The 12,064-nt window shown below is 68.1% G+C and carries 6 protein-coding genes; 4 read left to right on the top strand and 2 right to left on the bottom strand.

The window, feature by feature from the left end; genetic code table 11:
- Positions 1–117 precede the first annotated feature (117 nt).
- From OG624_RS30120 to OG624_RS30110, 3 genes are all read left to right on the top strand, one after another.
- Positions 118–1,479 carry a serine/threonine-protein kinase gene (locus OG624_RS30120; RefSeq protein ID WP_371640019.1) on the top strand — a complete coding sequence of 454 codons (1,362 nt, stop codon included), beginning with the start codon at positions 118–120 and terminating at the stop codon, positions 1,477–1,479.
- Between the two features lie 92 nt (positions 1,480–1,571).
- Positions 1,572–4,682, top strand: coding sequence for an SNF2-related protein (locus OG624_RS30115; protein WP_371640018.1), 3,111 nt, complete (start codon positions 1,572–1,574; stop codon positions 4,680–4,682).
- 82 nt (positions 4,683–4,764) lie between these two features.
- Complete coding sequence (locus OG624_RS30110; protein WP_371640016.1) at positions 4,765–10,206, top strand: Eco57I restriction-modification methylase domain-containing protein; 5,442 nt, start codon at positions 4,765–4,767, stop codon at positions 10,204–10,206.
- A 61-nt stretch (positions 10,207–10,267) separates the two neighbouring features.
- On the opposite strand, the gene OG624_RS30105 is transcribed toward OG624_RS30110, so the two are convergent.
- Positions 10,268–10,480, bottom strand: coding sequence for a DUF397 domain-containing protein (locus OG624_RS30105; RefSeq protein WP_371640015.1), 213 nt, complete (start codon positions 10,478–10,480; stop codon positions 10,268–10,270).
- Positions 10,477–11,340, bottom strand: coding sequence for a helix-turn-helix domain-containing protein (locus OG624_RS30100; RefSeq protein WP_371640886.1), 864 nt, complete (start codon positions 11,338–11,340; stop codon positions 10,477–10,479). Before OG624_RS30100 ends, OG624_RS30105 begins: the two co-directional genes overlap by 4 nt.
- 123 nt (positions 11,341–11,463) lie before the next feature.
- Here OG624_RS30100 and OG624_RS30095 point away from each other — a divergent pair, with 123 nt between their 5' ends.
- Positions 11,464–11,943, top strand: coding sequence for an ATP-binding protein (locus tag OG624_RS30095; protein ID WP_371640014.1), 480 nt, complete (start codon positions 11,464–11,466; stop codon positions 11,941–11,943).
- Positions 11,944–12,064: the final 121 nt, after the last annotated feature.

The raw sequence follows: 12,064 nt of genomic DNA, 5'->3' as shown, positions 1-12,064 counted from the left end.
CACTGCGTAAACTGGCCCACAAGCTGTGATCGCCGTCGTTCGGGGACCTCGACCACACCGGACCCGTCCACACAGCCGATGGGATCCCAGGTTCGATACGGGTGGGGACGAAGCGCAATGTACGAGCTGAACCATGAGACGGATCCGGCCGTGCTCGGGCCGTTCGAGCTCCTTGCGGTGCTCGGCCAGGGCGGCATGGGCCGCACGTATCTCGCCCGCAAGCTGAAGCTGGTCAACCTCGCCCCCGAGCAGGAGACGGCCTACCACTTGTCGGTCACGGACGGTGAGGCCGAACCCGTACTCGCTGCCGTAAAAGTGATCAAGCCGTCGAAGCTGCGGGACAGCACCGAGAACTCGGAACAGGAGGCCCGGGCGCGCTTCGCGCAGGAGGTACAGACGATGCGCACCGTCGCGAGCGCGCGCGTACCCGCGCTGATCGCGGCCGACCCGCAGGCCGCCCAACCCTGGCTGGCGATGGACTACGTGCACGGGCCGACCCTCCACAAGGTCGTCCACAGCTGCGGCCCTCTCGAGGTGGGGCCGTATGCAGCGCTCGGTCTCGCGCTCGTCGATGCCCTGCGCGCCATCCACGAGGTGAAGCTGCTCCACCGCGACCTCAAGCCGGGCAATATCGCCCTGGGCCCGGACGGTCCCGTCGTCCTCGACTTCGGTCTCGCGGTGCTGACCGAGCGCGACGGCGGTGCGGCGCTCACCAAGACCGGCGCCCGATTCGGCACCGTTTCCTACATGTCGCCGGAGCAGACGCAGGATGCCAAGCACGTGGAGGCGCCGTCGGACATCTTCGCCCTGGGAGCGGTCCTCTTCTTCGCCGCTGCCGACCGCTCCCCCTACCCCTACGGCCCGACCGGGCTGGCCCCGAGCTGGGAGGGAGTGCCGCCGGACTACCGCCCACTCCTTGCCCGGCTCCTTGCGCTGGTGCCAACCCAGCGTCCCACTCTCACCGAGATCGAGAGCGAACTGATCCAACTGCTTGCCGTGCATGGCCGGACCGTCGAGGCGGCAGCCGAGGAGCTCCGCACCCTGGTCGCCGGGTCGGGGCTGATTCCCGAACTGCCGGAGCGTGCCCGCGGCAACGAGGCGGACCCGGAGCTCCAGCAGGCTGCCCAGCAAGCCGTCGATGAAGGTGCCGATCCGGACAGCCCGTGGGCCGCCCATGAGCCCGACCTCTTCGATGAGTTCCTCGACGAGGAGATCGCGGACATCGAGCTTCCCGCGGAGGAGCCTCTTCCTGCCGCCCCCGCGGACTACGTGCCCACCGTGCTCGACCCGCAGGCCCACCCGCTCCCCGGCCCTGCGCCCGCCCCGGGTGACCCTGACTCCGTCACAAGCTACCCGCTGGCGCCGCCCCAACCGACGCCACCGCATGCCCCCGGTGACGCCGGCCCCTCGGTCCCGCCCGCTGCGGCCAAAGCCGCCGAGCGTCTGCGTAAGGCGTACGCCCACAGCGGCAGCCTCTGAACAGCCGAACCTCCACCTCTCCTGCACCGACAATAGAGAACGGCCCGCCCACATCCGGCGGGCACAGCAGTTCGCCGAAAGGAACGCCCTCCATGCCCGACGCAGCGCCCGGTCTCACCTCAGGCCCGCCCCCGGCAGGCACGGTGATCGAGGTCCGCGACGAGGAGTGGCTGGTCCGCAGCAGCCGTCTGGTCCGCCCCGGTGAGATCCTCATCGAGGCCATCGGTGCGTCCGAGCTGGTACGCGGGCACGAGGCACGCTTCCTCACCTCGCTCGACGGCCCGCCCCGCGTCCTGCGTCCCGAGGACACCTGGATCGATCACGATCCGTCCCCCGGTTTCCGCCGCAGCCGGCTCTTCCTGGAGGCCGCGCTGCGCAAGACCCCCCTCCCCCAGATCGAGCGCGGGCTCGCCCTGACCGACGGGTTCCTGCTGGACCGCATGGACTACCAGCTGCGCCCCGCCGCGAAGGCCCTCGAGAACCGCCTGCGCCCGCGGCTGCTGATCGGCGACGTCGTCGGCCTCGGCAAGACCCTGGAGATCGGCATTCTGCTCGGCGAGCTCATCCGCCGGGGCCGCGGCGAGCGCATCCTCGTCGTCACGCCGGCTCCCGTCCTGGAGCAGTTCCAGCACGAGATGTGGACGCGCTTCTCGCTTCCGCTGGTGCGCCTCGACAGCGTGGGCGTCTCGCGCATCGAGCGGAAGATCCCCGTCGGCCGGAACCCGTTCACGTACTACAAGCGCGTGATCATCTCGATGGACACGCTCAAGAACGCCAAGCGCTACGGTCCGTGGCTGAAGAACATCGGGTGGGACGCCGTCGTGATCGACGAGTCGCACAACCTGATCAACCAGGGCAGCGACCGGCGCATCCTCGCCAATCTGCTCGCCGAGCACACGGACGCCCTGGTTCTCGCCAGTGCGACGCCGCACAACGGTGAAATGCGCGCGTTCACCAGTCTGATCCGGCTCCTCGACCCCATGGCGGTCAAGGACCCGAACAAGCCCGAGGCATCCGAGCTCCACCACCTCATGCTGCGCAGGACGAAGCGGAGCGAGGAGGTCGCCAAGGCCCTCGAAGGCTCCTGGGCCCCGCGCGGTGAGTCACGCCCCATCCCCTGCACGGCGGGAGAGCTGGAGGAGCGGGTCTTCGCCGAGCTGGCACACACATGGCTCAGCAATCCTCAGACGCAGGATGCCGACCACCTCTTCCCGTACGTCCTGCTCAAGTCCTTCCTCTCCTCGCACCGCGCGCTCTTCGCCAGCGCCCGCGCAAAGCTCGCCACTCTGGGCCACGCCCTGCCCGCGGGGCACAAAGAGGTCACCGACCCGCCGCTGCCTGGCCATGACACGGCCCAGGCAACAGCCCCGGCTGAGGTCACTTCCCTGATCCGCCTCACCGAACTCGCCCGCGAGATCGAACAGGCGTCGGCCACGGGCCTGGGCGCGACCTCCAAGCTCGCTGGCCTCGTGGCCGAGCTCCGCGAGATCGGCGTCAAGCCCGGAAGCGCCACCCGCGCGGTCGTCTTCTCCGAGCGCCGCGAGACCCTCAACTGGCTCGGCCGCGTCCTTCCCCCGCTGCTGGGCTGGAAGCGCGACGAGGACGCGGCGGCCGCCGTCAAGGTCATGCACAGCGAGATCTCCGACACCGTGCAGATGGACTACGTCGACGAGTTCGCGCGTGCGGGCAGCGACGTCCGGGTCCTGTTGACGGGTGACGGCGCCTCCGAGGGCGTCAACCTGCACCGCCAGTGCCACCACCTCGTCCACTGGGACCTCCCGTGGAGCCTGATCCGCGTCGAGCAGCGCAACGGTCGCATCGACCGGTACGGACAGACCCGGCCACCCGAGTTCCGCGCCCTGATCCTCACCAGTGCCGTCGAGGGAGCCCTCGACGACCGGACCGTCGCCGAGAAGGTCCTCGCCCGTGAGGCGAAGGTCCACGAGGTGCTCGGCGCGGTCGAGGCGGCGACCAAGGAGAACGACGGAGCCAAGGAGGAGCGCCGGGTCATGGAGGCGCTGCTGCGCCACGCCACCCCCGAGGAGGCGGTGGCGGAGCTTGAGGCCGTCGCGGTGGACGCCCTCGACGGGGCGGACGGCCTCGGCCTCGGCCTCGCTGCCGAACTCCCGGTGGAGCGGCAGACGATGAGCGAGTTCGGTACGGGGCCTTCCCCGGTCGCCGAAGACTTCGCAGCATCCGAGGACTTCGAGGACTTCGACCTGGACGATGACTTCGACATCGACCTCGACGACTACGGGTCCGCCGCCGAGGCACCCGCCCCTGAACCGGACGGTGAAACCGCACAGCCCGACCGGGCCTCCGACATCCCCACCGTTGAGGAACTGCGGCTGTTCGACCCGTCCGCGGAACGCAACCGCCACGAGTACGTGCTCGCCGGTCTGGCCGAGCTCGCCGAGCTGGAGTCCTTCCGCCTGAACACCACCATCTCGGGTACCGACCTCAGCTTCGACACGCCCGAGGACCTGGCCGACCGGCTCGACGTCCTGCCGCCCGGCTATCTGCGCGACCAGAACATCACCCGCCGCATGAAGCTGACCTTCAGCCGCAAGGACGCGGCGGAGTCCCTCAAGCGGGCCCGCGAGGACTCCGGTTCCTCCTCGCTCTGGCCGGACGCCCACTACGTGGGCGAACTCCACCCCGTCGTGGAGTGGATCACCGACAAGGTGCTGGTTCAGCTCGGCCGGCAGCAGGCCCCGATCATCCAGGTCGACCCGAAGGGCGCGCCTGTCCCGGTGGTCCTCACGCAGGGCGTGTGGTCGAACGCGGAAGGCCGCCCGACCCTGGTCGCCTGGCTCGCCGTCGACCAGCTCGACACCCCGGAGCCGCGGACCCGCGAACTCACCCCGGAGCTCCTGGCCGAACTGGGCATCGGTCCCGACATGCCGGACCACTACCAGCCGGGCGACCGCGCGGCCCTCCAGACCCTGGTCCCCACGGCCGTGGCGGAGACCCGCCGCACGCTGGGACACCTGCGGAAGCTCGCCGACCAGGAAGTCGACGCTCCGCTGCGCGCGTACGAGAAGCGTGTCGGCGACTGGCAGCAGGATGCCCTCTTCGGCTTCACCGGCGGCAAGACGGCCCGCGACAAGGCCGCCGAGGCCCTGGCCGCAGCCGCCGCCCGCATGCGTACCGCAGGCGACCCGATGGTCCGGGTGCTGGCCGTACTGGAGCCGGGCACGTGACCAGGCATGTGACCGTACGCCTCGACCATCGCAGCCCCCGGCAGGGCCCCACCCCGAAGAACAGCGAGCAGGAGCAGCAGGCGTGACGTTCGACTCCCTGATCAACGAGAGCGAGTACTTCCCCTCGTTCTACCTGGACGACATCCTGCCCAAGCAGCTCGCGAGCGGCCCGCTGAAGGAATGGATGGCCCTGGAGCGTCAGGGCCAGGCCACGCCCCGGCAGAACCTGCGCGACCTGACCCGCCCCTACATGGACGTACGGGCGGTCCTCGGGCCGGACGCCGAAAAGTACAACTCCCTGCTGTACGCGCGAGCCGTCGACGCGCAGGAGCAGGCCGCGGCGCTGCTCAAAGCACTTCCAGCGGAGACGGTGCCGCCCGCCTTCCAGCCTCTCCCGGCCGCGGTCGAGGGTGAGGCGGACACCTCCCCCGAGGGCGAGTGGCGGGCGGCCCTGACCGGCTGGCACCAGGGCCTGCTGAAGGCCCTGGGCTTCACCCCGCAGCCGGGGCACTTCACCGCCCACACCCCGACCGGCCCGGTCGCCGCTCCCGTGGCCCACTCCGAGCCCGGCATCGTGGTCCTGACCGGCGGCTTCGCCGAGGACCTGGACGCCACCCGGGGCGACGGTCACGCCAACCGCCTGCCGGCGCCCGTCCGGGTGTCCGCCACGAAGACGCTGACCACCGTGCGCGAGCTGGCCTCCTGGCTGCTGAACGCGGAGAACGCGCCCCGGTACGCGCTGCTGCTCTTCGGCGGCGTACTGATCCTGGCCGACAGCCAGGCCTTCTCCCGCGGCCGCTACCTCGCGGTGAACCTGGACACGGCCCTGCCCCGCAAGGCCGGCAAGGGTACGAAGGCCAACGAGATCGACCTGATCGCGGCGATCTTCGCGGCCACGTCGCTCCGGCCGAAGGAAGACGGCTCGGACGACGAGATCGCCAAGCTCGTCGCGGAGTCCCGTGACCACTCGGTGGGCGTGACGGCCGAGCTGCGGGTAGGCCTGCAGAAGTCGGTCCAGCTGATCGCGAACGAGGTCCTGCGGCGGGCCCGCGAGGAACACGGCGTCCACCCGGAAGACCTCCAGGAGTGGCTGCCGGAGACCCTGAAGGAGCCCGGCGACCTCCCCCGCCTCCTGACGGAGGAGTCGCTCCGGTACCTGTACCGGATCCTGTTCCTCCTGTACGCGGAGGCCCGGCCGGAGCTGAGCATCCTGCCGGTGAAGAGCGAGGAGTACGCGACCGGGTACAGCGTGGCCCGGCTGCGCGAGCTCGTCGTCCAGGAGAAGCTGAGCAGCACCTCCCGGGACCGGTTCCACTTCCACGATTCGCTGGCCCTGCTCTTCGAGAAGGTGTTCACGGGGCACCCGGTGGCGAACACGGTCACCAGCCGCAACGCCCTGCGGGAGGAAGCACCGGAGCTGGTCGAGGACGACGGCTACGAGGGCATCCGCATCGAGGCCCTGCGGTCCCGGCTGTTCGACCCGGCCTCGATAGGGCTGGTCGGCCAGAAGATCGACTACCCCGACCCGGTCCGCCCGGACGGCTCCCCGGCCCCTTCCCAGCCGCTGGACCTGCGCCTGCGCAACAAGGTGCTGCACCAGGTGCTGCGCAACCTCACCCTGGTCGAGGGCCGCGGCAAGAGCCGTGGTGGCTTCATCAGCTACGCCAACCTCAGCATCAACCACCTGGGCGCGGTGTACGAGGGCCTGATGTCGTACACCGGTTTCATCGCCACCGAGCCGCTGTACGAGGTCGCCAAGGGCGGCAACCCGGAGGGCGGCTCCTGGCTGATCACCGCGAACCAGGTGCGGTCGGGTCTGTACGCGGACACCCCGGGCGACAGCGTCTTCGTCAAGACCAAGGACATCAACCCGGAGACGGGCGTACCGGATTCCGTCATCCACCCGGTGGGCTCGTACGTCTACCGGCTGGCGGGGCGGGACCGGCAGACCAGTGCCTCGTACTACACGCCGGAGTCCCTGACCCAGGCGACGGTCGAGCAGACGCTCCGTTTCCGGCTGGACGACGACGGGAAGGTCGACCCGCACGAACCGGAGAAGTCGGACGTCACGGCGGCCGAGGTCCTGCGCTGGCGCGTGTGCGAGCCGGCACTCGGCTCGGGCGCGTTCCTGAACGAGGCCGTCAACCAGCTGGCGGAGCTGTACCTGAAGCTGGCGCAGCACGAGGCCGACGAGCAGATCGACCCGGAGGAGTACCCGCGCGAACTCCAGAAGGTCAAGGCGTACATCGCGCTGCACAACGCGTACGGGGTCGACCTCAACAAGACGGCGGTGGAGCTGGCGGAGATCTCGCTCTGGCTCAACACCATGTACCCGGGCATGCGGGCGCCTTGGTACGGGCTGCACCTGCACCGGGGCAACTCCCTGATCGGGGCCGCGCGGAAGGTCTACCCGGGCAAGACTCTGGGCGAGGGCGGCTGGCTCAAGGCCTCGGCCCAGCAGGCCCCGAAGGCGGTCCCCCTGTCGGAGAAGCTGACGGGGACGGGCGTGCACCGGCCGGTGCACCAGTTCCTGCTGCCGGCGCTGGGATGGGGCTCGGTCGGTGACTCGGTCTCGGTACGGAAGGGCACCGGCCAGAGCGTGGTGGCCGGCTCCGTGGCGGACTGGCTGGAGCCCGAGCTCATCGAGGCGATGAAGAAGTGGCGCTCGGGCATCCGCCGAGCCCCGAAGGGCGGGAAGAAGGCTCCTAGTACAAAGGCCCCCACCACCCAGGCATCGGCCCTCGCCAAGGAGACCCGGACCGGCCAGGCCTCTTTCGACCTGGGCCTGGACATCTGGGAACAGCCCGGCCTCGAAGTCCCGTCGGAGCCAGTGGCACCTGCCAAGCGGTCAGCGAAGCAGCCCGAGGTCCAGGATCCCGGCGACGGCCGCACCGAGACGGGCCGCCTCCGGGCACTCGCCGAGCGGGTGGAATACCTGTGGGACCTGGTCAAGCTGCGGCTGGAGCTGTCGGAGCAGGAGATCTCCCGCGACATCCCGGTCTGGGGCATGCCGGCCGATGCTGACCGTTCCACGCCGGTGATGGACCGCGAGACGGTCAGGCAGGCCCTCCAGGTTGAGGGCAGCCCGTACTGGCGGCTGAAGCAGGTCATGGACGCGTGGTGCGCGCTGTGGTTCTGGCCCCTGGAGGAAGCGGCTCTGCTGGACGGTTCGGCGCCTGACTACTTCAACGGCGACCAGGACCTGAAGAAGATCAAGAAGGGCGGCCGCGACCGGAAGGTAGCCCTGAGCTCGCTGGACGACTGGATCGAGTTCGCGGAATCCGTCGTCGGCCGCGTGGACGTGGACCCGGGCAAGGACACCGGCTCGCTGTTCGAGATCCCGAAGGTCAACGGGCTCAAGGGACTGGACGAGTTCGAACGGTCCCTCGACGACAAAATGACCGAGCTCTCAGGCTGGGTCGCCCCCCTCAGCCTGGGCGACCTCTTCCCCTGGCACGGCACGGCTGTACGGATCGCCAAAGATCGCGGCTTCTTCCACTGGGAGCTGAACTTCGCCCACATTTTCGCGGAGGGCGGCTTCGACCTGATGGTGGGTAACCCGCCGTGGGTCAAGCAGGAGTGGAAGGAAGGCGGCGTCCTCGCCGAGTTCGAACCGTGGTTCGAACTGGCAGAAAAGCCGAGCAATCAGGCATGGGCCGAGCACAAGACGGCAGTGCTGGTGCGAACGGACTCTCGGTTGGCATTCATGGGTGAGCTGGCCGACTCAGCGGCGATGTCCAGCTTCCTGGCATCTGTCGACAACTACCCAGAACTGGTCGGTACGCAGCCCGACCTCTACAGGGCGTTCATGATCACTGCGTGGCGGGCTGGCGGAGAGCGAGGGCTTGCGGGCTTGATCCATCCAGCCACGCACCTGACGGGAGCCAAGGAAGGGCCACTTCGGAGATCCACATACCGCCACCTGAGGCTGCACGCTGACTTCAGCAACGCAAAGATGCTCTTCGCCTCACCTGTAGGACACACCACCCACTTCAGCATGAACATCTACGGGCGCTCACGTCAGATCAAGTTCCAACACATCAACTGGCTCTTTCACCCACTCACGCTAACTCACTCCCTGCAGCACAGCGGCGAGGGCACGGAGCCAGGCATCAAGCACAGCGGGGAATGGGACACGCGTCCACACAATAGTCGACTGATGGTTGTGGATGTAGAAACACTGACCGCATGGCACGAGTTGGCTGGGCGCGACGACTCAACTCCTGTAGAGGAGTCCAAGGTCCTCTTCCCCGTAACGAGGTCCGAGGAGTCCGCCATCTCCACACTGGCCAAGTGGCGTCACCGCCTAGAGGCGCTCAACCCTCGCATCAGCTCAGGCTTTCACGAAAAGAACGACCGAACAGCAGGATACTTCGCTTGGGACTCCGGGCCGGTTGACGGCTGGGGAGACGTAATCCTCCAGGCACCCTTCTTCGGCATCTCTACCCCATTTGCCAAACAACCCATCGAAGGGGCACGCACGCCCACCGACCTTGAGGCATGGGATCACGTAAGCCTGGATGAAAATGCCCTACCACGCACTAGCTATCGACGCCGAGGCACGGCCGCGGCTTTCCTCGCGTCGCAAGATAAGTGGCCTGACAACAACAGGATTGCCGAACCAATTACGAATCCATCGGGCTCGAATAAGCTGCCGGATGACACCGACAGACGCCCCTATTCGGAGTTCTATCGCGCCGCGTGGCGCGTTATGATTCCACCCGAGACGGAACGTAGCCTTATGGTTTGCATCGTTCCACCCGGCCCCACTCACGTAGACCTTGTGAACACGATGGCGCTCGAAAACGACACGCAAACGACCCTTGTTGCAGGGTTCTGGTCAGCGTTGCCGAGTGATTACTACGTCCGAGCCAACAACATCCGCCATCTGCGAATCGGAGAAGCATCCTACCTACCGGTCCCGAGCGATGGCCATCCACTAACCCCTGCACTTCTATTGCGCACGCTCCGCCTAAATTGCCAGAGTAGAAGCTACGCACAACTTTGGGCCGACCTGTTCAAACCCTCATGGCTGAATGACAGGTGGACATTCTCTGGCATTCCATTCACAATTGATGGAATCGGCCGGACTGTCGACTCTACCTGGACCCGTGAAACACCGCTGCGCGCTGAGTTCGAACGACGAGCAGCCCTCGTTGAGATCGACGCGCTGGTGGCCGTGTGGCTAGGGATTAGTGCCGATGAGCTCGTCGCCATGTACCGGTCCCGGTTCCCCGTGCTCCAGCAGTACGAAGAGAACATGTGGTTCGACGCGACCGGGCGGCGGATCACCAAGGCGCACCAGGTGCACGGCTACGGCCAGCCCAAGGACGCCTGGAAGCAGCTCAGCTCGCACGAGAACTTCCCGCTCGAAGCGAACGTGCCCGACAGCTATGAAGGGCCGCTCTACCGGGCGGATCGGGTGAAGGAGATGCGGGCCGCGCACGCGGAGTTCACTCGGCGGCTGCGGGCGGCCGGCTGGGAGCCCGGGGACACCGAGCCGCCAGCGGGGGCAGAGAAGTAGCAAACGCGCGGGAGCCCTGCCGCCTGGTGCAGACAGCAGGGCTCCCGTGTTCGGGTACCGATCAGGCGTCGTGGGCAACGGCCAGGGCGACCAGGCCGGACCACGCCTTCGGTGACACTCTTACAATCGGGCCAGCCAAGGTCTTCGAGTCACGGACGTGCACGGAGCCGTCGGTGGTCGCGACTTCCACGCACTCGCCGCCGCCACCACCGCTGTAACTGCTCTTGAACCAGGCCGACTCCGGAACCACGGATCTGTTGGGTTGAACAGTCATCTCTCTCCCAGCAGCTTCTCGATGAACTCCGCCGACTCACGCGGGGTGAGCGCCTGAGACCGGATGATGCCATAACGGGATTCAAGCTCGTGGATCTTGGCTCGAGCCGTGTACATGCGGCTGTCGTCCTGCACTTCCGTGTAGGCGATGCGCTGCCCGTCCGCAGTGTCGATCAGGTTGAACGGGCCACCGAGGCCAGCGTGATCCTCCCTGTCCACTGGCATGACCTGGATCTCCACGTTGCGCTTCTGCCCCAGGAGTAGGATCTGTTCCAGTTGCCCGAGCAGAACCTCTCGCCCGCCAATGGGCCTGCGCAGCACGAACTCCTCGACCACGAAGCTGAGGAGCGGAGCCGGACGCCGATCGTAGATCTCCTGCCGCGCCAAGCGGGCCGACACACGTTGTTCAATGAGGTCGTCGTCCAGCAGGGGCCGCTGCATCCGGAACACGGCCCGCGCGTAGTCCTCTGTCTGGAGCAGCCCCGGCACGGCGATGGCCGCGTACACGCTGAGCGCCAGGGCCTTCGCCTCCAACCGCGCTGCATCGCGGAAGAACGCCGGGTACTGCGCCCGCGCCACCTCCTCCTTCAGCACCTTCAGGACACCGCCCGCACCCAGCTCCTCATCCGCCCGGTCGATGAACCGCGGCGGCGGGATCCGGCGCCCCTGTTCGTACGAGGAGATGCTCGACGCCGAGTAGCCGAGCCGCGCGCCCAGCTCGGCTCTCTCAACCCCCGCCGCCACCCGGACCAGCTTCAGCTGCCTCCCGAACGCGGCGACGATCCCCGTCCCGGGTTCGTCCTCCGGGCGCGGGCCCTCGCCGCCGTCCGTCTCGTCTACACCCAGGGCGTCTTCCACCAGCCACCGCCTGTCCACCACGCCGCGCGCTGCCCCGCGTACACCTCACGCACCACCACGTACAAGCAGTCCGCGTCAGTGCGTCACCACTGGTCACGCTACGCCACCACCGGAAGCGTTGTCCGCATGATGGAACAACCCGCCGCCTCGACGGCAGCCCCGCAACTCAGCAACCCCACCCAGCACTTCAGCATGCGGTTCAGCTCCACCCCGCGCGGTGCCCGCCTCGCCCGGCGGCTGGCTTCCGTACGTCTCGACTCGTGGGGGTACCCGTACGACAGCACCGCCCACGCCGACGTGACCCTGCTCGTCGCCGAGCTCTGCGCCAACGCCATCCAGCACGGCCACGTACCCGGCCGGGACTTCCGGCTCGACCTGAAGGCGGTCACCCCTACCACGCTCCGCGTCGAGGTCACCGACACCCGCGCCGAACGGCTCCCCACCCAGATCCACGACACCGCGCTCGCCGAGCACGGCCGTGGCCTGAACATCGTCGCCGCCCTCGCTTCCCGCTGGGACTGGGGCTACCGCCCCGAAGGAGGGCCCGGAAAGATCGTCTGGGCGGAGTACGAGGCGACGAAGACACCGGTGTCATCCGCGCTCTGAACGCCCGTACCCCCTCCCACCAGCCCTCATCGGCTGATTCCGGCCCGCCTGTCGGAGCGCGCACGTAGAGTGGTCGAGATCGTCGTCGCGATCAGTGAGCACGAGTCGTGAGCAGGATCTA

The sequence above is a fragment of the Streptomyces virginiae genome, assembly GCF_041432505.1.
Lineage (GTDB): Bacteria > Actinomycetota > Actinomycetes > Streptomycetales > Streptomycetaceae > Streptomyces > Streptomyces virginiae_A.
The sequence above is the reverse complement of the archived record's forward strand: the minus strand, read 5'-3'. Positions and strand labels throughout refer to the sequence as shown.

What these genes read in the sequence shown, in the direction of transcription:
- OG624_RS30105 (WP_371640015.1), bottom strand. Translation starts at nt 10,480, where the DNA reads ATGACTGTTCAACCCAACAGATCCGTGGTTCCGGAGTCGGCCTGGTTC.
- OG624_RS30095 (WP_371640014.1), top strand. Translation starts at nt 11,464, where the DNA reads ATGATGGAACAACCCGCCGCCTCGACGGCAGCCCCGCAACTCAGCAAC.
- OG624_RS30115 (WP_371640018.1), top strand. Translation starts at nt 1,572, where the DNA reads ATGCCCGACGCAGCGCCCGGTCTCACCTCAGGCCCGCCCCCGGCAGGC.
- OG624_RS30120 (WP_371640019.1), top strand. Translation starts at nt 118, where the DNA reads ATGTACGAGCTGAACCATGAGACGGATCCGGCCGTGCTCGGGCCGTTC.